General features: G+C 62.5%; 21 protein-coding genes. 10 read left to right on the forward strand and 11 right to left on the reverse strand.

Going from position 1 to position 19,785, the window contains the following annotated elements; translation table 11 throughout:
* Positions 1-36 precede the first annotated feature (36 nt).
* Positions 37-1,029, forward strand: coding sequence for a hypothetical protein (locus AC07P1_RS18310; protein ID WP_494697154.1), 993 nt, complete (start codon positions 37-39; stop codon positions 1,027-1,029).
* 105 nt (positions 1,030-1,134) lie between these two features.
* Here the strand turns inward: AC07P1_RS18310 and pelA are convergent, their stop codons facing one another.
* Both pelA and AC07P1_RS18320 read right to left on the reverse strand, forming a co-directional pair.
* Complete coding sequence (gene pelA, locus AC07P1_RS18315; protein ID WP_494697155.1) at positions 1,135-2,346, reverse strand: pectate lyase; 1,212 nt, start codon at positions 2,344-2,346, stop codon at positions 1,135-1,137.
* 157 nt (positions 2,347-2,503) lie between these two features.
* Positions 2,504-3,253: a Crp/Fnr family transcriptional regulator gene (locus tag AC07P1_RS18320; RefSeq protein ID WP_494697156.1), complete on the reverse strand. Its 750-nt coding sequence runs from the start codon at positions 3,251-3,253 to the stop codon at positions 2,504-2,506.
* 135 nt (positions 3,254-3,388) lie between these two features.
* On the opposite strand from AC07P1_RS18320, the gene AC07P1_RS18325 reads away from it, so the two are divergent.
* The 3 genes from AC07P1_RS18325 to AC07P1_RS18335 all read left to right on the forward strand — a co-directional run bounded on the left by AC07P1_RS18325 (position 3,389) and on the right by AC07P1_RS18335 (position 4,971).
* The gene (locus tag AC07P1_RS18325) at positions 3,389-4,027 is read left to right on the forward strand and encodes a glycine zipper 2TM domain-containing protein (RefSeq protein WP_494697157.1); all 639 of its coding nucleotides are present in this window, start codon (positions 3,389-3,391) and stop codon (positions 4,025-4,027) included.
* A gap of 162 nt (positions 4,028-4,189) precedes the next feature.
* Complete coding sequence (locus AC07P1_RS18330) at positions 4,190-4,336, forward strand: lmo0937 family membrane protein (protein ID WP_019921959.1); 147 nt, start codon at positions 4,190-4,192, stop codon at positions 4,334-4,336.
* Positions 4,337-4,431: 95 nt separating this feature from the next.
* Positions 4,432-4,971, forward strand: coding sequence for a DUF3617 domain-containing protein (locus AC07P1_RS18335; RefSeq protein WP_494697158.1), 540 nt, complete (start codon positions 4,432-4,434; stop codon positions 4,969-4,971).
* Between the two features lie 163 nt (positions 4,972-5,134).
* Here the strand turns inward: AC07P1_RS18335 and AC07P1_RS18340 are convergent, their stop codons facing one another.
* Together AC07P1_RS18340 and AC07P1_RS18345 are read right to left on the reverse strand one after the other, a co-directional pair.
* Complete coding sequence (locus AC07P1_RS18340; RefSeq protein WP_494697159.1) at positions 5,135-5,971, reverse strand: branched-chain amino acid aminotransferase; 837 nt, start codon at positions 5,969-5,971, stop codon at positions 5,135-5,137.
* 78 nt (positions 5,972-6,049) lie between these two features.
* Positions 6,050-7,135, reverse strand: coding sequence for a porin (locus tag AC07P1_RS18345; RefSeq protein WP_494697160.1), 1,086 nt, complete (start codon positions 7,133-7,135; stop codon positions 6,050-6,052).
* A 140-nt stretch (positions 7,136-7,275) separates the two neighbouring features.
* On the opposite strand from AC07P1_RS18345, the gene AC07P1_RS18350 reads away from it, so the two are divergent.
* The 3 genes from AC07P1_RS18350 to cls all read left to right on the forward strand — a co-directional run bounded on the left by AC07P1_RS18350 (position 7,276) and on the right by cls (position 12,218).
* A complete protein-coding gene (locus tag AC07P1_RS18350) occupies positions 7,276-8,565 on the forward strand; it encodes an acetyl-CoA hydrolase/transferase family protein (RefSeq protein ID WP_494697161.1) in 1,290 nt (429 codons plus the stop codon).
* 111 nt (positions 8,566-8,676) lie between these two features.
* Positions 8,677-10,827, forward strand: coding sequence for a site-specific recombinase (locus AC07P1_RS18355; RefSeq protein ID WP_494697162.1), 2,151 nt, complete (start codon positions 8,677-8,679; stop codon positions 10,825-10,827).
* Positions 10,824-12,218: a cardiolipin synthase gene (gene cls / locus AC07P1_RS18360; protein ID WP_494697163.1), complete on the forward strand. Its 1,395-nt coding sequence runs from the start codon at positions 10,824-10,826 to the stop codon at positions 12,216-12,218. The genes AC07P1_RS18355 and cls overlap by 4 nt, the downstream gene beginning before the upstream one ends.
* Before the next feature lie 171 nt (positions 12,219-12,389).
* Here cls and AC07P1_RS18365 read toward each other — a convergent pair whose 3' ends face one another.
* From AC07P1_RS18365 to AC07P1_RS18375, 3 genes are read right to left on the reverse strand one after another with little or no spacing between them, the layout of a single operon-like run.
* Entirely contained in the window at positions 12,390-13,208 is an 819-nt protein-coding gene (locus AC07P1_RS18365; protein WP_494697164.1) for a metallophosphoesterase family protein, read from the reverse strand.
* Between the two features lie 10 nt (positions 13,209-13,218).
* The gene (locus AC07P1_RS18370) at positions 13,219-14,205 is read right to left on the reverse strand and encodes a diacylglycerol/lipid kinase family protein (protein ID WP_494697165.1); all 987 of its coding nucleotides are present in this window, start codon (positions 14,203-14,205) and stop codon (positions 13,219-13,221) included.
* Complete coding sequence (locus AC07P1_RS18375; protein WP_494697166.1) at positions 14,115-14,816, reverse strand: phosphatase PAP2 family protein; 702 nt, start codon at positions 14,814-14,816, stop codon at positions 14,115-14,117. Before AC07P1_RS18375 ends, AC07P1_RS18370 begins: the two co-directional genes overlap by 91 nt.
* Positions 14,817-14,990: 174 nt before the next feature.
* Between AC07P1_RS18375 and AC07P1_RS18380 the strand changes: the two genes are divergently transcribed.
* Complete coding sequence (locus tag AC07P1_RS18380) at positions 14,991-15,215, forward strand: hypothetical protein (protein WP_209719781.1); 225 nt, start codon at positions 14,991-14,993, stop codon at positions 15,213-15,215.
* Complete coding sequence (locus AC07P1_RS18385; RefSeq protein WP_494697167.1) at positions 15,215-15,403, forward strand: hypothetical protein; 189 nt, start codon at positions 15,215-15,217, stop codon at positions 15,401-15,403. Before AC07P1_RS18380 ends, AC07P1_RS18385 begins: the two co-directional genes overlap by 1 nt.
* Before the next feature lie 113 nt (positions 15,404-15,516).
* Here AC07P1_RS18385 and AC07P1_RS18390 read toward each other — a convergent pair whose 3' ends face one another.
* Complete coding sequence (locus tag AC07P1_RS18390) at positions 15,517-16,416, reverse strand: LysR family transcriptional regulator (protein WP_494697168.1); 900 nt, start codon at positions 16,414-16,416, stop codon at positions 15,517-15,519.
* 108 nt (positions 16,417-16,524) lie between these two features.
* On the opposite strand from AC07P1_RS18390, the gene AC07P1_RS18395 reads away from it, so the two are divergent.
* Entirely contained in the window at positions 16,525-17,538 is a 1,014-nt protein-coding gene (locus AC07P1_RS18395) for a zinc-binding alcohol dehydrogenase family protein (protein WP_494697169.1), read from the forward strand.
* A 3-nt stretch (positions 17,539-17,541) separates the two neighbouring features.
* On the opposite strand, the gene AC07P1_RS18400 is transcribed toward AC07P1_RS18395, so the two are convergent.
* The 3 genes from AC07P1_RS18400 to AC07P1_RS18410 form a co-directional block, all read right to left on the reverse strand.
* Positions 17,542-18,072: a hypothetical protein gene (locus AC07P1_RS18400; protein ID WP_494697170.1), complete on the reverse strand. Its 531-nt coding sequence runs from the start codon at positions 18,070-18,072 to the stop codon at positions 17,542-17,544.
* A gap of 89 nt (positions 18,073-18,161) precedes the next feature.
* Positions 18,162-19,355 carry an alanine transaminase gene (gene alaC / locus AC07P1_RS18405; protein ID WP_494697171.1) on the reverse strand — a complete coding sequence of 398 codons (1,194 nt, stop codon included), beginning with the start codon at positions 19,353-19,355 and terminating at the stop codon, positions 18,162-18,164.
* A 98-nt stretch (positions 19,356-19,453) separates the two neighbouring features.
* On the reverse strand, positions 19,454-19,771 hold the full coding sequence (locus AC07P1_RS18410; RefSeq protein ID WP_494697172.1) for a hypothetical protein: 318 nt from the start codon (positions 19,769-19,771) through the stop codon (positions 19,454-19,456).
* Between the last annotated feature and the right edge of the window lie 14 nt (positions 19,772-19,785).

Raw genomic sequence — 19,785 nt, forward strand, 5'->3', positions numbered from 1 at the left:
TAAAATAGTTGTTTTATTTTAATTAAAGTTCCAATCATGCGACTGAATTCCTCTCTGTTTTTGCTTTGTTTTTTAGCTTTGACGGCGTGCGGCGGCGGCGGCGGTGGTAGCAACACCGCCACGTCGACTCCTCAGCCACCTGTCCCGCCAGTACAATCCGGCAACATGATCTTCATTGGAGACAAGGGCAACCAAAAAATGGCTGCCATCGATACGCTGACGCCCACGCCTGGCACTTTGACCGCCAAGGTATTTGCCACCGACGAATCCTCCTGGTTTGATGCTGCGTTCGATAGCACCCGTAATGAACTTTATGTTGCTGCGTTCACCAAAATCAACGTGTACGCCAATGCGAGCAAACTGGACGGGACTATTACTGCCTCCCGCACCATCATCCCGGCGATCAACGGCTACAATAGTCTCAAGCGGGTGGTCCTTGACAAGGCCAATGACCGCCTCTACATCGGCTTCAAGGCACCGTTCAGTGGCGGTCTGGCCGTGTTTGAACAAGCTAGCAAGCTCAACGGAACGGTTGCTCCTTCACGCATTATTTCGGGCAACATATCTCAAGACAGTTTGACCTTGGATCTGAAGCGCAACCTGCTGTACACCAGCGCGAACGACACGACCCTGGCGGAAGTGTATGTCTTCGAGCACATCGATACCTTTAACGGCGAGGCAGCTATCGCTCGCCGCATCAGCATGCCGAACGTCGTAAAACGGCTTTCCATCGACGGTAACCGTGACCGGCTTTATATGGTCACGGGCACGGGCGGCGCCATGATACTGGACGGTGCAAGCAAGGCGGCCGGAAACCCTGCGGTCACCACGTTCTCGCTACCGACACCGAGCTTCGCTAGCGCGGTGACAATCGATGCCGCAAATGACCGCTTGTACCTGGGCTTCGACGCACAAGCCTTCGTACTCAATGACGCAAGCAAACTGACCAACAGCAGCGGCGCGGCACAAGCGGCTGGCATCATGGGCCCGCCCAACACCAGCATTTCCTATTTCGCCGTGGGCCAATAGCCGGCGCGGTTGCCGGTTCGGCGTGCCGACCGGCGATAGCGCGGTCGGCACGGTCGCCACGGTCGGTGACGTGATCGTTAACCACGTCGACAAGCCACCGCCCGATTAGTACCCGACGGTGCTGGTATAGGCGAACAGGCTGGTGCCGTAGCTGCCGCCCCACTCGTAACCGTAACGACGTTCGGCTTCGACATTCATGATGTCGTATTGCTTGCCGGCGCCGGGAGGATTATCGGTCGGCAAGCGGCCGCTGAAGAAGCCGGTATCGGCGTTCAGATCGTAAAAGCGATACCACGTGGTCGATCCCGCCTTGGTGATGAACGGCGAGGTGTTGGTCGCTTTGGAGTTGGTCTTCTCATACGCCGTGTTCGCCAGCTTGACCTGGCTGCTGTTGTACCACGCGATCGCCGCCTTGGCCGACGCCGCGATGGCCGCCGATTGCGGGCGTGTCATCAGGAACGCCACGATCTGCGCGGACTCCTTGCCGCTCTTCGATGGCAACTCGTACGAACGGGCGCCGCGCGGCGCGAAATTGACGGGATCGTGCTGCGCGCACCAGACCGTCTTGACACCGTTCTGCACGATCTGCGCGTTGAGGATGTAGCCCACCGCCAGGTTGAGCGCGTTCGTCATGCGGGTGCGCTGCGCCGACGTGAAGAAGTCGCCGGTGAAAGGCGCCTTCTGTTTCACCGCGTGGTCCAGCAACACCAGCGCGCGCACCATCGCGTTGTCGTTGAAGGTGACGTGATTGGAATACGAGGTGCCGGTGCGCGCCGGATACACCTGCGGAAGACCGCCGGACGAATATTGCATGTTCAGGATGAAGTCCATCGCCTTGCGCGCGCTGTCGCGATAGGCCACCGTTCCAGTGCGCGCGTACACATCGCCCAGGAACATGATTTCCGTGACGGTGCCGTCATTGTCGATGGTGCCCAGCTCGACACCGTTGGCGCCGAACCACTCGGACCGCGGGGCAGAACCGTTCCATGGCGCGCCATACCAGGCCGGCAGCTTGTAGAAACCGCCGTGCGGCATCTGCCAGGAGACGATGTTGGCGGCCTTGGTCTTGTCGGCGGCCAGTGCGGCCGCGCTGTCGCTATTGGTGCTGAGCCAGCTTTTATAACGCTCGATCTCTTTGTAGGCCGGGTTGCCCGTCTGGTTCAGGATGGGATCGGCTGCCGCCGCATTGACGGTAACCTCCGCCGCGGTGATGGCCCCGGCGCCGCCGGATGCCGTATCGGCGGAACCGCCGCCGCCGCAACCGGCCAGCGTTGCGCCAACGATCAGAAGTGCCCCCGAATATTTATAGTTTTTCACGCGTATCTCCTCACAGTGTTTGTCGAAAAATCAGTACAGCAAGCCGATGCTAGCCGTAATGTCTTCCGCAAACATTGCAAAATAGATACAGTTGCCTATAAAATCAAGCAAGTGATTGATTGATTGTGCGTTTAGCACAACGTTGACGCAGGATTGGCTACAAAAACACGTTGCCCATGCCGATGGCGCCGTCGTCCTTGACCAGCTCGTAGCAACGGCAGGATACCGCTTCCAGGCCCGCCGAATCGAGGATCTCGATGTTGCCCCGGCTGTAGGAAATCAGCTTCTGGTTTTGCAGGGCGCTGGCCGCCTTGGTCACGCCGACACGGCGCACACCCAGCGCATGCGCCAGGAACTCATGCGTGAGATGGAATTTTTCCGATTGCAGACGGTCGCGGGTGATCAGCAGCGAGCGCGCCAGCCGCGCCTCCAGCACATGGAAGCGGCTGCATACGGCGATCTGGATCGCCTGCGCCAGCAAGGTGTCGGTATAGCGGTACAGCAGCCGCTGCAGCGCCTCCATGCGGGTAAACTCGGTGGCGAACTCGGTCGCGTCGATGCGCGTGGCGCGGCCGGCGCGCTGCACCACCGCGCGCACTTGCGCCATTTCGTGGCCCAGCACCACCGAGGCGCCGATCATGCCTTCGCGGCCGACGGCGCCCACTTCCAGCGTCATGCGGCCCTCGGCCACGGCCAGCAGCGAGATCAAACTGTCGATGGGAAAATAGATGTAACGGATGCTCTGGCCGGGTTCGTATAACACGTCGCCGACTTCGACTCTGACGGGTTCGCTGAGCCTGGCGAGCTGGCCTTGTTCTTCCTCTGGCAAGCTCGACAGTAAGCGATTGACCGCCGGTCGTGGCTGGCTCCTGTCTTCTTCGGATAGGTGTGAGAGATGGGTATGCATGAATTGAGCGTAAAGGTAATCATTTACCATGTATGTACGCTGACGCACGGAAGCTAAACATGTCCTATAGGAAAATTCCGCGCGTAAGAGAAGAGCTCGCGAACAAGCGTACAAACACGAAAAAAGGACACCTTCATGACTACCCAGAACACCCCAACCAAACAGACTTTGCATCCGCTGATGATCATCGCCGCCGTCGCGGTGGTGCTGTTCTGCGGCGTGGGCACCGCCGCCATCATGGGCTGGCTGCCGACCTCGAACGCCAACGGCAGCGTGCCGGGCGCGGCGCCGCTGCCCGGTCAATTGTCGTCGGCGCCGCCGGCGGAGCGGCAGCCTGCGGCGGCCCATAACAACACTGACCGCAACGCCCACAACGACGCGCCCGGCCGCGACCAGGACCGCGCGCCGGAACCGGAAGCCAAACAAGCGGCGGCCGTCTGCAAGAGCTGCGGCGTGATCGAATCGGTGCGTGCGATCGAGCACCGTCCGCAAGGTAGCGGGGTCGGCGCGGCCGGCGGCGCCATCCTGGGCGGCTTGCTCGGCAATCAGGTCGGCGGCGGCCATGGCCGTCAACTGGCGACGGTGGCGGGCGCCGTCGGCGGCGCGGTGGCCGGCAACCAGGTCGAAACCCATATGAAGACCACGCGTACCTGGCGCATCGTGGTTCGCATGGACAATGGCACCACGCGCACGTTCAACCAGTCGGCACAGCCGGCATGGGGCTCGGGCGACGCCGTGCGCGTGGTCAATGGCCAGCTGCGTTCGGCCGACTGATAGGGATTTGTAAATTATTCAGCCGAAATCGATCGTACGTACGGCAGCGTACAGAAGCTTAAGCTGGTTTTAAAGATAATAGATTCCAAGATACGAACAACAGTTCGACATCGCCTTCGATGCCCGGAATGGACGTCGCAATAACAACTTGAGGAGAGAATCATGCTCTATACCATCGCTGTAGTTCTGCTTATCCTGTGGCTGCTGGGCCTGGTCACTTCGTACACCATTGGCGGCTTCATTCACGTACTGCTGGTCGTTGCGATCATCATGGTGCTACTGCGCCTGATTAGTGGACGCGGCGTGTAGCACACACCGCGACCTGATCGAAGCGGCGCCCCACCCTCGCGGTGGTGCGCCGCTTTTTCGTTTATGCTGTGCGCTGGCTTTTCCACGGAGTGACTATGAAACGTTTTTTGATCGCGCTGGCCCTGTTGTCCACGGCCACGGCGCAAGCGCAGGCGCAAACCATCAAACCCGGCTTGTGGGAACTGAATAACACGGTCAAGACCGGCGATATACAAACCGACGCCGCCATCCAGATGGCGATGCAGCAGCTGGCCAATATGCCACCGGCGCAGCGCGCGCAAATGGAGGCGATGCTGGCGCAGAACGGCGTGTCGGTGCCCAAGGTCGGCGGCGACGGTAGCATGACGGTGACGGCGTGCGTGACGCCGGAGATGGCGGCCAAAAAAGAACTGCCGCTGAACCAGAAGGGCAATTGCACCTCGAAGACGGTGCCGGCGGCGGGCGGGCTGGACGTGTCGTTCAGCTGCACCAATCCGACCTCCAGCGGCCAGGGCCAGATCCGCTTCAGCGACGACAGCCATTACACGATGATTATGGATGTCAACACCGAGGCGACCGGCGCGCCGCAGAAGGTCAAGGTCAATTCGACCGGACGCTGGGTCGCGGCAAATTGCCCCGCGAAGCCACAAGGCTAAGTTTCAAGCTAAACGAGGAAACACGTAGGGCGGATTAGCCGAAGGCGTAATCCGCCATCTCTGCGCCGCCGACGGAGCATGCATCGGCGGATTACGCTCCGCTAATCCGCCCTACGTGCAACCGTTGTCATTTCAACGGCGTCGACGAACGGGCATTGCCTCGTTACTGGCTGTCCGAGAACGCCATGTAGCGCTCGCGCGCCAGGGTGGCGATCGGGCCGACCGCCAGATCGCGCGTTTCATAGCGGATGCACGGCATGACCTTGCCGTAGTTGCCGGTGTTGAAGATCTCGACGGCGCTCTCCAATTCCTCAGGCAATACCGTGCGTTGTTCGACCATGATGCCCTCTTCCGCCAGCAGCGCGATCACGCGGGCGCGGGTAATGCCGGACAGGAAGGTGCCGTTGGCCACGGGGGTCACCACCTTGGCGTCCGGCGTGACGAAGAACAGGTTGGCCGACGCGAACTCGGCCACCTTGCCGCCGCTGTCGCAGACGACGGCGTTGTCGAAACCGCGCTTCTGCGCTTCGCGGATGGCCTTGGCGGTGTTGACGTACAGCGAGGACGCCTTGGCGTCGGTCGGCGCCATCAAGGCGTCCGGACGCAGCTGCGCCGACAGGCAGGCGGAAAAACCGGTGAACGCCGGCATCGGCGCGTCGAACAGCGTCAGCGCGAAAGCGCTCTTTTCGGGAACCGGCACCAGGAAGCCGTCGGTGCCGAACACCAGTGGACGGACGTAGAGCTCGGCGTCGGCGGGGAACTTGGCCACGCCCTCGCGCACCAGCTTTTCCATGTCATCGACGCTCAACGGACATGCCAGCCCCACCCGCTCGGCCGAGGTGATAACGCGCTGCAAGTGCAGACGCAGATCCGGCAAATGGCCGCGTATCGCGCGCGCGCCATCGAATACGGACGAACCCAGCCATACGCTGTGGTCCATCGCGCCAAACAGTGGGGTGTTGCCCTCGGCCCATTCGCCGTTGAAGTAAGTCAGATGCATGCTTGTTCCGAAATCAGAGAAACAAGCAATTTATCACGTTTGGGCGGACGGCCTTAAATGCTGCGTGGGACGTGCCGATCAGAACGCATGGCGCATGCCGATGTTGAACGCCTTGTCGCCACGCCCCGGGCTGGTGGCGTTGCCGACCGTGTAGCCGCCGCCGTTGCGGTTCTTGATCCTGGCCAGCGAGGCGTAGAAATCGGTGCGTTTGGAGAGCGCGTAGCTGGCGCCGATGGCGATCTGGTCGGCGTCGCGGTCGAGCGCCGTGCGGTCGTCCTTGCGGATGAACGAGGCCAGCAGGGTGGTCGCGCCCAACGGCACGGCCACGCCGAACAACGCGTCGCGGCTCTTATCGGTCGGCAAGGTCTGGGCGACCGCGCCGTAGGGGTTGGACATGTCCCAGTGCGAGCTGCCCTCGCCACGGCTCTGGCCGTATGCGGCGTAACCGATGAAGCGGCCGAAGTCGATATTGGCCGCCACCAGGGTGTTGCGGGCCGACTGGTCGACCGCCGGCGTGGTGCCGGTGGCGTCGAGCAGGTTGTCCTTGCGCTGGTGCGTGATGCCGATCTTGACCGGTCCCTTGTCGTAGCCCAGGCTGCCGCCGTATGCGCGGTTGACCTTGCTGTTGAACGGCGACTCGCCAAAGCTGTACTGGACCGCGCCGATCAGGCCGCTACGGGCGCGTTTGGTCTTGTACTTGACCGCGTTGTCATAGCGCTTGGTGGTGTAACCGACCAGGTTGGACGCGGCACCCGCCATGCCGCCCTGGAAGGGATCGGCCACGTCGGTCAAGGTCTCGTAGACCAGGTTGTATTGACGGCCCATGGTCACCAGCCCCATCGGCCCGTCGATGCCGACGTAGGCCTGGCGGTTGAACAGCTTGCCGTTTTGCTCGGAGACGCCGGTGTCGTTCAAAACGCCGGCTTCGAGCGTGTACACCGCCGACGTGCCGCCGCCCAGTTGTTCGCGGCCGCGCACGCCGATCCGGGAACCGGAGGCGACACCGCTATCGACCTTGGTCCGGGCGCAGTCGGTCTTGCAACCGCTTTCCACCACAACACCCGCGTCCAGCAACCCGTACACCTCGGCGGAGGACGACTCTTGCGCTCCCGCGGCCAGCGGCGCGATCAGGGACAGCGCGGTAACGAGAAGGTTCGGTTTCATGATGAGCAGGGAACTTTAGTGAATTGTTAGGTTCATAATAGGTCGCCCTTCGTCGCTGCTCTGTGCGGCTTAACACGTTAACGTCAAATTCTTCGCGACTTGGTTTATAGTGGGATTTCATTATGTGAAAGGCAGACGCCATGCATGTTGAATACGCCAGCAAACGCCGCTCCCCCGACCAGGCCCTGGAATTGCTGAGGAACGGCGACACCATCATCGTGCCGACCGGCGCCGGCGAGCCGCCCGCGCTACTGCACGCGCTGTCGGCCAGGCGGACCGGCTTCCAGGACGTCAAAGTGGCGCAGATCCTCGCCATGCGCAAATACGCATATTTCGACTGCGACACCGTCCGCCACGTGCGCCACGTCGCGCTGTTCTTCGGCGGCGCCTCGCGCTCGGCGGGACAAGCCGGCTGGGCCGACTTCATCCCGGCCTACTTTTCCGAACTGCCCGGCCTGATCCAGCGCGACCTGATCCCGGCCGACGTGGTGTTCTCGATGGCCTCGCCGATGGACGAGCATGGCAATTTCGCGCTCAGCCTGGCGGCCGACTACACGATGGCGGCGATCCGCAAGGCCCGCGTGGTGGTGCTGGAGGTCAACCCGAACGTGCCGGTGGCGAATGGCGACTGCATCGTCCACCTGTCGCAGGTCACAGCCATCGTCGAAAGCGACGAGCCGGTGATCGAGGTCGGCCTGCCGGCCATCGGCGCCGTGCAGGAGGCCATCGGCAGGCACGTGGCCGACATGATCGAGGACGGCTCGACCTTGCAGATCGGCTACGGCGGCATTCCCGACGCCGTCGTCCAGCAACTGACGTCCAAGCGCGACCTCGGCGTGCATACCGAGATGATCGGCGACGGCATCCTCAAGCTGGTCGAATGCGGCGCGGTCAACAACAGCCGCAAGACCTTCATGCCCGGCAAGATGGTGGCCACGTTCGCGCTGGGCTCGCGCAAGCTGTACGACTTCATGCACCGCAACCCGATGCTGGAGATGCATCCGGTCAGCTTCACCAACGATCCCTACCTGGCCGGCCAGAACGACAAGCTGGTCGCCATCAACGCCAGCCTGCAGGTCGATTTGCTGGGGCAATGCGGCTCCGAGAGCCTGGCCCACCTGCCCTATTCCGGCACCGGCGGCCAGGTCGACTTCGTGCGCGCGGCCAACCGTTCGAACGGCGGCAAGGCCTTCATCGTGCTGCCGTCGACCGCCAAGGAGGGCGCGATCTCGCGCATCGTGCCCACGCTCACGCCGGGCACCCATGTCACCACCGGCAAGAACGACGTCAACTACGTCGTCACCGAATACGGCGTGGCACAGTTGCGCGGCAAATCGGCGCGCCAGCGCGCCGAGGCGCTGATCGGCATCGCCCACCCGGACTTCCGCGCCGAGTTGCGCGAGGCTGCCCAAAGAATCTTGTTATGTTAAGCAGGGGAATTTCCTGACAGACAGGAATATGTACGGCAGCGTACATACCGGATGATGCTGACTGGATATACTGCGGTTTTTAGTCAAAACTGCGCTAAGTCCGCCCTTTGCATGCTCGAAATATTACAACGTATAGATGCGGAAAGCACGGACATCGGCCTGATGGTCGAACTGTTCGATACACTGCGTCCCAAGCGCCCCGGCGATGGCGCCCGCGCCACGGCCAACGTGCGCACCCTTGCCCAATTATTGAAAGGCAGCCCGGCGCACGCTTTGGCGTTGCGCGGCTACGCCTGCAGCCTGCTGTCCAGCCGCCGCCATTCCAGCCTGTACACCGAAATCGGCGTACTCTCCAACGATGGCTTTTTCTCCGAACTGCGGCGCCGCGTCGCCTACCGCATCCTGCCGCCGGCGCTGGGCAACGAATACCTGAGCGAGGCGCTCGACCAGGTGATCTACAAGCGCACCGACCATATCTGGATCGGCGCGGTACCCGCCGCCGATTGGCTGGCCTTGATCGACGTGATCTGCCATCCGCCCGACCGGCGCGAAGCCAGCCGCAACGACGCCACCACCCGCTGCGCGCCCAACCTCATGCTGCCGGGCCTGCTCGAAGCGATACGGACGCTGTCCTACCGCATCTGCGCGATCGGCCTGGAACCGAAGCTGACCAATTTCCACACCGAGATGGAGACCTATGAATCGCCTTTCATGGGCCAGAATTTCGAGGTCAACGCCTATCTGGACAACTACGCGCGCAACCTTGCCGGCGAGGATATCGAGGTCGAGGACGCCCGCCACCTGCTGGTGATGCTGGACCAGTGCGACGTGGTGGTCGGCAAGATCCGCAAGAAAGCGCTGTACCAGGGCACCAGCATCGCGCTGACCTACCTGCTGGTGGCGCTCACGCAAAGCATCGCCCGGCTGCGCAAGCTGCTGTTCCTGGTCGACGTCAGCGGCGAACTGAAGGCCGAGGCCGTCGCACCGGCCGCGCTGCTGATCGCGCCGGCCGAGCTGCAGGCGCATCATCCTCAGCCGCTCGACCAGCAAGGTCCGCCGAGTCCGCGCCACGCGGCCGCCGTCGGCCTGGCGCTGGAACTGGTCGAGGCGCACAACAACAAATACGCCGTCCGCGACCTGCTGCGCGACAATATCGATCTGCTGGCGCGCAACGTCACCGAGAACGCCAGCCACACCGGCGAGCACTACGTGGCCGACCACCGCAAGGAGCTCGGCGGCATGTTCATGTCGTCGGCCGGCGCCGGCGTCGTCATCGGCTTCATGGCGCTGTTCAAGATCCTGATGTCCTACCTGCGCGCCGCACCGCTGGTCGAAACCTTCTTGTTCAGCATGAACTATTCGCTCGGCTTCATGTTCATCCACGTGCTGCACTTCACGGTCGCCACCAAGCAGCCGGCGATGACGGCCTCGCGCATCGCCGCCGGCCTGCACAGCCGGGACGGCCGCAATATCGACATCGAAAGCATGGCCGAGCTGTGCAACAAGGTCATCCGCACGCAGAACATGGCGGTGCTGGGCAACCTGGCCACCGCGATTCCCACCGCATGGCTGATCGCCATGGCCTGGCCCCACCTGACCGGCCACCATCTGGTCACGCCCGGGAAGGCCATGCACCTGCTGGCCGACATCGATCCCTTCGGCGGTCCGGCGCTGGTGTACGCCGCCATCGCCGGCGTCTGCCTGTTCGTCGCCGGCCTGATCTCGGGCTACTACGACAACAAGGCGCTGTACACGCGCTGGGCGCAACGCATCGCGCAACTGCGCGGCCTGCGCTGGCTGCTGGGCCAGGAACGCCTGGACCGCTTCGGCGTCTATATGGAAAACAACCTCGGCGGCCTGATGGGGAACTTCTTCTTCGGCATCCTGCTCGGCGTCATGCCGCTGCTCGGCTTCCTGTTCGGCATGCCGCTCGACATCCGCCACGTGACGTTCTCGTCGGCCAACTTCGCCACCGCCATGGTCGGCCTCGACTATAACGTCAGCTGGCAGCTGGTGGCGACGTCGGTGGCCGGCTTCGTGTTGATCGGCACGGTCAATTTGCTGGTCAGCTTCGGCCTGGCGTTGTGGGTGGCGCTGCGCTCGCGCCAGGTACGTTTCAAGCACGGCTGGCAGCTGATGAAGGTGCTGGGCCGCAGGTTTATACAGGGGCCGATCTCGTTCTTTTTCGGCTCTTCCGCAGAAGAGGCGGCGCCGCTGGCGCTGTCCGATGAATCGAAATCACCGCAAAAGGCAAACAGATGAAACCCTCAAGCATGCGTATCTGGCTTCCCATGTTCCTGATGTGCTGGGGCTTGCTGGGCGCATGCGCCTCGCTGCCCGATGTGGCCGCCATGGGCGACAAGCTCGAACCGGCGGCCACGCCCAGCGTCAAGGGCAAGAACGGCGATCTCGGCGCGGCGCGCACCAAGGCGCTGCTGGCCAAGCGCTGGCCCAAGGGCTCGCTCGACCTGAAGCAGCAGGCGGTGCTGGAGGAAGCGGCCACCGGCGTGCCCCTGATCGACGGCAACAAGGTCACCCTGCTGTTCGACGGTCCGCAAACAATGAGCGAAATGCTCAAGGCCATCAACGGCGCGCGCAACAACATCAATCTGGAAACCTACATCTTCGACCAGGATGAACTGGGCATACAGTTCGCCGACGCGCTGATCGCCAAGCGGCAATCGGGCGTGACCGTCAACATTCTGTACGACAGCGTCGGCACCATCGGCGTGCCGGCCGAATTTTTCGACCGCATGCGCGCGGCCGGCATCAACCTGCTCGAGTACAACCCGATCAATCCGGCCAAGGTCAAGGGCGACGACTGGAAGGTCAACAACCGCGACCACCGCAAGGTCTTGATCGTCGACGGCAAGACCGCCTTCACCGGCGGCATCAACATCAGCGCCGACTACTCCAAGGGTTCGCTGTTCCGCTCCAGCGGCAAGCAGGCCAAGCAAAAGGACGACGTCGGCTGGCGCGACACCCACATCAAGATCGAGGGGCCGGCGGTGCACGCCTTCCAATGGCTGTTCGTGCGCCAATGGGCCACGCAGGACCGCACCGATTTGCCGGAGGCGGAGTACTTCCCGCAACAGGTGATCGCCGGCGACAAGGTGGTGCGCGTGCTGGCGAGCGACCCGGGCGGACAGTTTGAAATCTTCAAAGCCTACAGCCTGGCGATCCAGGGGGCGAAAAAGAGCATCCATTTGACATCGGCCTATTTCGTGCCGGACCGTCAGACGATCGACGCGCTGATCGCCGCCGCCAAGCGCGGCGTGGACGTCAAGATCGTGCTGCCGGGGGTATCGGACAGCGGGCTGGTGTTCCACGCCAGCCACTCGCTGTATGACGAGCTGCTGTCGAACGGCATCAAGATCTACCACCTCAAACTGGCCGTGCTGCACGCCAAGACCGCGGTCATCGACGGCACCTGGTCGACGGTGGGCTCGACCAACATCGACATGCGCAGCTTCCTGCACAACAGCGAGCTCAATGTGGTGGTGCTGGGCGCGGCGTTCGGCAACGAGATGGAAAAGGCGTTCCAGGAAGACATGCGCGACTCGAAGCAGATCACGCTGGCGGACTGGCGCAACCGGCCGTTCGCGGACCGCATGAAGGAATGGGCTGCGCGGATGATGAATTATTGGTTGTGATGCGTGCGGCGTGCGGGCGTGCGGCGGCAACACAATCCGCCAACATCTAAACCACGTAGGGCGGATTAGCGAAGCGTAATCCGCCATGCATGCGCCGTCAGCGGCTCACAGATGGCGGATTACGGCGTTCCGCCTAATCCGCCCTACGTGTTTTCGTGGTAACTCGAAGCGTCAGGCCTTCGCGGCCATATGCCACGCCTCCCCGATGCGCTGGAAGCACTCGGTCATCACCCGCTCGAAGCTGCCGGTGCCGTCGATCCAGCTGTAACGATCGACCTCGATCCGCTGCGCATCCACCCGTATCACATTGAACGAATTCGATTCCCCGCGCCCGCGCGTGGACGTGGCCGTGCCGGCCTGCACCACCAGCGCCGCATATCCGCTGAGCTTGTAGCGCTTCTCGCTATTGCCCGCGTGGCTCGCATGCAAATGCCCCGCCAGCAGCAAATCGATCCCGCACTCGGAAAACGCCCGCATCGCCATCGGCGCGCGGTCGACCAGGTCGTCCTTGTCGAACGTCTCCGGCAAATCGAACGGATGGTGCGTGACGATGATGCGCGTGAGATTGGGATTGACCGCGCTCATGCGCTGGCGCATCTGCGCCACCTGCTCTTGATTGATACGCCCGTCCTTGAAGGTCAGCGAGCGCGCGGTGTTGATGCCGAGGATGGCGATCTCGTCGTCGATATATTCCGGCGCCAGATCCAGGGTGACATAACGCGTGTACTTGCGCAGCGGCGTCAGAAACCGCGTGGCGACGTTGTACAAGGGGATGTCGTGATTGCCCGGCACCACGATCTGCGGCCCCGGCAAGGTGTCGAGAAAGGCGCGCGCGGCCTTGAACTCCTCGGTCTTGGCGCGCTGCGTCAGGTCGCCGGAAACGACCACGACATCCGGCGCCAGCTTCGCGGTCAGTTCCTGCAACGGCGCCAGCAAGGCGTGGTCGACCCTGCCGAAATGCAGGTCCGATAAATGAACGATGGTTCGCATGCTTACCCTTCTACGTGGCCGGCACGACAGGGACGATCACGTTCAGTGCCTTGGCCCTGGAACGATAGCATAACGGCGGTGTCATCACGGTCACTTCACCGTCCGTGGCGACGCGTATTTCCCGGTGGCGCGTTTCGATCACCAGATCCGTGGACGAGAGCACGTCGAAATCCTTGGCCTCCGACAGCCGGCCGAACAAGGCATGGATGGCGTAGATCAGCAGGCCCAGCCGGGTGGGCTTTTGCGCGACGTACAGATACATCTTGCCGCTGTCGAGCCGCTCGCGCTCGCCCATGGTCAGGCCTTGCATGTATTCGTTGTTGCCGATGAAGACGAACGGCGTGCGGCGCAAATGCTCGCTGCCGTTGATCTTGAGCCGCACGCTCATGAAGGGGAAACGCCGCGCCGCGACGAACACGGCGCGCGCGAACGCGTGCCACTTGCCGCGCCCCAGATGTTTTTGCTGCTTTTCGCGGTCGCGCACGATGTCGGGGTAGATGCCCAGGCTGGAGTTGTTGAGGAAGATGCGGCCATTGACCTCGCCCACGTCGACCTGCGCCGGCTTGCCATGCACCGCGTTGGCGACGGCCTCGTCCAGGTCCAGCGGGATATTCAAATCCTTGGCGAAATGGTTCAAGGTGCCGAGCGGCAGCACGCCCAGGCGGGTCCGGCTGCCCACCAGCGCGGAGGCGACCGCGTTGATGGTGCCGTCGCCGCCGCCGGCCACAACCACCGGCGCGCCATCGGCCACGGCGCGCTTGGCGCGGGCGATCATTTCCTCGCCACTCTTGGCCAAGGTGATATCGGCTTCGGTGCCCTGCGCACGGAATTTCTCCGCCAGCGCGGCGGACCAACCGCCGCAATAACCCAGCCCGGCGCTGGCGTTGACGATGACTACAATACTGTTCAGAGCATTCCCCCGGAATCGTTCGACAAGCTTTTCGCCTCGCGCCGGCGGCGCAGCGTGGAAATCGCCGTGATGCAAATCGTCAGCCACGCCGCGCTGCCCGCCATGCCGGCGAGGACATCGCTCAAATAGTGCGCGCCAAGATAGACGCGGCTGAAGGCCACCAACAATATCATCGTCGTACAGGCTGCCGCTGTGCCCAAACGCACACTCCAGCCCTTGCGGGCGATCATCACATAGCACGCCACCAAGCCGTAGAACAGGGTCGCGGCCGACGCGTGCCCGCTGGGGAAGCTGTAGGTCGCCAACATGACCAGGGGCTCCTCGAACACGGGGCGGCTGCGCTGGAAGGTGTACTTGAGCAGCACGTTGAGCAGCATTCCGCAGGGCACGCTGAGCAGCAGCGCCCAGATCCAGTAGCCCTGCCCCCGCTTCCATAAATAGTAGCCGAACGCGGACGCCATCAGGATCACGCCCGGCATCATGTGTACGGTCGTTATCGCCATCATGATGGACGTCATCGGCTCGAAGTGGTTGGCGTTGAACCAGTTAGCGATATGCAAATCGAGCACGGTGAGGTCGTCCTGTTCCATGACCTCGGACGCCAGGTTGCCGAAGATGGAGACGGCGATCACCATCATGAGCACGCCGATGGTCAGGTGCAGGCCGAACTGGCCGCCCGGCGACAGTCTTGCCCCCATGAAACGTAAGAATTTGCTGAAAATTTGGTGCTCCCGGATAGATGGCCGTTGAAGTTGGCGGAAAAACTACGAAACAACGAATTTACTGTTTATTTACACAGTACCTGTTTATTCATACAGTACTTATGCTATTCTGAACTCCTCGTTAAACGCTTCTCCCAAAAGGAAAATGTCATGACAACAGTTAATAACAGCTTCAGCTCCCGCTTCGGCCTGGAATATATGCCTACTTCCTTCCTGGTCCGCATGGGCAAACGCGAATTGCTGGTTTGCCGTGATTTCCGCAAGCGCTACTACGCGGTCAATCCTGTCATCGAATGCGACACCGGCGTGCAAGCCGGTCACCTGGAGGTTCTGCTGTGCCGCCGCTGGCTGCTGATCCTGTCGAAGGCGCACTAATGATTGCCGGTGCCAGCTGCCCTATCCAGTCGCAAGACAGGCCGGCCGATGCCGCGACCTCGCTCGCGCTCCTCACCTGGATCTGGCAGCTGGCGAGCCGTCATCAGACAGATGCGCCTTGCCGCGGCTCCGCCGTCGAACGCGCCCAGCCGGTAGCCGAAGCGCAGTTCAACGACAAGCAACGTTGAGCCATGAAGCCATGTTAAGGGGTTTTGCCATCTCTACAAGTGCGCGCGCTGTTGCTTTAATGACTTTTTAAGCGAATTTTCAAAGTCCCGCCGCGCCCGCCGCGATGTCGACGCTATGCCTTTTCGCACTGCGCGCGCAGAAAATCCCGCAGTTGCAGCACCGTCGGCGTGATCTGCGAGCGGTGCATGCACAACATATTCAGCGGCGTCGGCTCCCCCAGCACGTCCGGCATCAGGATGTGCAGACGCCCGCTGCGGATATCGTCGCGGAGATCGAGCCGCGATTTATAAGCCACTCCCAGTCCCGCCACCGCCCAGCGCCGCACCACGTCGGCGTCGTCGGCGCTGCGGTTGCCGTTGACGTGGATCGCCACCGCTTCGCTGTCGGCATCCGGGTAGAAACTCCAGCGGTCATGGATCACATCCTCCAGCATGAAGCGCAGGCAGTTGTGACGCGCTAAATCTTTTAGATCGATCAGCCGGCCGTGCTGCTTGATGTAATCCGGCGAGGCGACCAGCACGCGGCGATTATCCGGTGCCAGCGGCAACGCGATCAGGCTGGAGTCCTCCTGCCGGCCATAACGGATGGCGATGTCGACCGGCTGCCGGTACATGTCCGAGACGCGGTCGCTGATGCTGAGCTGGAAGCTGACCTTCGGATACCGCGCCTGGAACTGGTCCAGCCAGCCGACCAGCATATTGCGCCCCAGATCCGACGGCATCGAAATCTTCAGCGTCCCGCCCAGGCTCTCCTGCCCCTGGATCAGCGCGTCGTGACCATCCTTCAGCAAACGCAGCGCCTCGCGCGCGTGCCGCAGGTAGTGCTCGCCCTCCTCCGTCAGCCGCAGCGAGCGCGTGGTGCGGGCGAACAGCCGCAAGCCCAGTTCCCGCTCCAGCCGCTTGACACCGGCGCTGGCCAGCGCCGGGGAAATCTCCAATTCACGGGCGGCCGCCGACAAGCTTCCACGGTCTGCGGTGCGGACAAAAACAGTCAAATCATCAAGTCGCAGCATTTTCCTCGTTTTGTTGAAAGTGTTTCGTTGAAGCGCCTCTTTTTCCGCGCCGCGAAATAAATGATGATACTCCCCATCCGCATCCCATTCCATTTTCAGGAGAAGTTCATGAAAGCCGTCGCCTACCGCAAGTCCCTTCCCATCGACCATGCCGAGTCCTTGATCGACATCGAGCTGCCCGCGCCAAAGGCCCGGGGCCGCGATCTGCTGGTCGAAGTGAAAGCCATTTCCGTCAATCCGGTCGACGTCAAGATCCGCGCCAACGCCGCCCCGGCCGAAGGCGACACCAAAGTCATCGGCTGGGACGCGGCGGGCGTGGTCAAGGAAGTCGGTCCGGAAGTGACCTTGTTCAAAGCGGGCGACGAGGTCTGGTACGCCGGCGACCTGACCCGTCCCGGCACCAACAGCGAGCTGCACCTGGTAGACGAGCGCATCGTCGGCCACAAGCCGAAAAATATCGACTTCGCCCAGGCCGCCGCGCTGCCGCTGACGGCGATCACCGCTTGGGAGCTGCTGTTCGAACGTCTGGAAGTAAGCCGTGACAAGGGCGTCCAAGGCAAATCGCTGCTGGTGATCGGCGCGGCCGGCGGCGTCGGTTCGATCCTGGTGCAGCTGGCGCGCCAGTTGACCGGGCTGACGGTCATCGGCACCGCCTCGCGTCCGGACACCGCCGCATGGGTGAAAGAATTGGGCGCCCACCATGTGATCGACCACAGCAAGCCGTTGAACGAGGAAATCGCCCGCCTGGGCCTGCCGCCGGTGACCTATGTCGCCAGCCTGAACCAGACCGACCACCACTGGGGCGCGATCGCCGAACTGGTCGCGCCGCAAGGCAAGGTCGCGCTGATCGACGATCCGGCCGCGATCGACGTGCGCCTGCTCAAGCGCAAGAGCGTGTCGCTGCACTGGGAATTCATGTTCACGCGCTCGATGTTCAACACCGCCGACATCCAGAAGCAGCATCAACTGCTGAACGATGTGGCCAAGCTGGTCGACACCGGCGTGCTCAAAACGACCTTGGCGGAACGTTTCGGCACGATCAATGCCGCCAACCTGAAGCGGGCGCACGCCCTGCTCGAGAGCAATCGCGCCAAGGGCAAGATCGTGCTGGAAGGGTTTTAAGATTCAAGACGTGGACCCGGCGGCGGCGCGCTCGCGCGTCTGCTGGGCACGCAGCACGGCCAGTACCGCGCTGTCATGCGCGACCAGCGCCTCCTGCATGGTGCTGGCCGATACGCAAGACGTCTCCAGCACCTGCAGGAAGGTCGCCTGCCGGCGTTTCAGTCCCTGCGACTGGTAGCCAAGCTGCTCGAACATGCGGCCGACGTCGATGCAATAGCCACGCAGCTCCCACATGGTCCTCTTGGTGACTTCGATATCGTCGCGCATGCTGTGGTCGACGTCGATCAGTTCCAGCTGCGCCGGCCCTTCCTTGCCGAAGTCGCGTATGGTCGGCAACCACTGCTCGAATTTGCCGGCGATGCGGCGAATGCGCATGATTTTCTGATCGAGCGTGCGGCAGTAGTGCCAGCATAGCCAGCACACCGGCAGGCGCGCCACGAAACGTGGCAGGCCCACGGTGTTCAAAGTATTCTCGAGTTTCTTGACGGCGGCGATCAGGCGCCGCGTGCTGTCGCCGATAGGCAGTGGGGGCATAATGGAGCTCCTGGGTGGGTTCAGGAGCTACATTAGCCGCCGCATCGAACCATGCGTTTGATGCGGCTTAAAGAGCGCGCAGATTTTTGCTACAGTTTGCGCAACATCGCTTTGATTCCACGCAACCCTTGGCGTATGCGCGCCTCGTTTTCGATCAAGGCGAAGCGAACATAGTCGTCGCCGTAGTCGCCGAAGCCGATACCCGGCGACACGCACACCTTGGCCTCGGACAGCAACAGCTTGGAAAATTCCAGCGAACCGAGGTGGCGGTAAGCCTCCGGTATGCGCGCCCAGATGTACATCGACGCCTTCGGCTTGTCGACCGGCCAGCCCGCCTCGCACAGTCCTTTGTGCAGCACATCGCGGCGGTTCTGGTACATCGCGCAGATCTCGCCAACGCTGCTCTGGTCGCCTTCCAGCGCGGCGATCGCGGCCACCTGCACCGGCGTGAAGCTGCCGTAGTCGTGGTAGCTCTTGATGCGCGCCAGCGCCGCGACCAGTTCCTTGTTGCCGACCATGAAGCCGATGCGCCAGCCGGCCATGTTGTAGCTCTTGGACATGGTGAAAAACTCCACCGCCACGTCGCGCGCGCCCGGCACTTGCATGATCGACGGCGCTTTCCAGCCGTCGAAGGTGATGTCGGCGTAGGCCAGGTCGTGCACCACCAGGATGTCGTGCTGTTTGGCCAGCGCCACCACCCGCTCGAAAAACTCCAGCTCCACGCATTGCGCGGTCGGGTTCGACGGGAAGCCGAGGATCATCATCTTCGGCTTCGGATAGCTTTCGCGCACCGCGCGTTCCAGCTCGTCGAAGAAATCGACACCCGGCGTCATCCGCACCGAGCGGATGTTGGCGCCGGCGATGACCGCGCCCCAGATGTGAATCGGATAGCTCGGGTTCGGCACCAGCACGGTGTCGCCGGCGTCCAGCGTGGCCAGCATCAGGTGCGCCAGGCCTTCCTTGGAGCCGATCGTGACGATCGCTTCCGAGTCCGGATCGAAGTCGACCTCGTAGCGGTTCTTGTACCACTTGGTGATCGCGCGCCGCAGCCGTGGGATGCCTTTGGAGGCCGAGTAGCCGTGGGTGTCGGGGCGGCGGACGGTGTCGACCAGCTTGTCGACGATGTGCGCCGGCGTGGCGCCGTCCGGATTGCCCATCGACATATCGATGATGTCTTCGCCGCGACGGCGCGCCGCCAGCTTGAGCTCGGCGGTGACATTGAAAACGTAGGGAGGCAGGCGATCGATGCGCGAAAATCTGCGCGGAGTTTGGGTGTCAGTCATGGATGTCTCACGTAAGCGCCCGGAACCGTCCGAGCGACGTCGATGCAATGTTGCATCGGCATCCATACTAGCTCATCAATTCGCGTTCTGGCAAGACCTTACGCGGGCGACTGGTTTTGCTCGTCGCTGAACCATTCGAACAGGATCAGGCCGACGATCGAGGCGATCGGAAAGCCGCACACGGCGATCACCACCCACAAGGCCGGCGAGCGGCCCAGGCGTTTGGCGGCGACGCCGACAAAGATCAGATGCAAAATGGAACTGACGGCGATGCCGAGTCCGGCGAGGATGATCAGCGCGACCGAAGCCGTCGTGTGCTTGACGAGCGGCGGCAGAAACGCCGCGATGCAGCCGATCCAGATCACCAGCGTGACGGCGGCGGCGGCGATCGGTTGTTGTGCGCGGGCGACTTGCATGGCTTCTCCTGGAT

Source organism: Duganella sp. GW821-FHT07F09 (genome assembly GCF_059418705.1).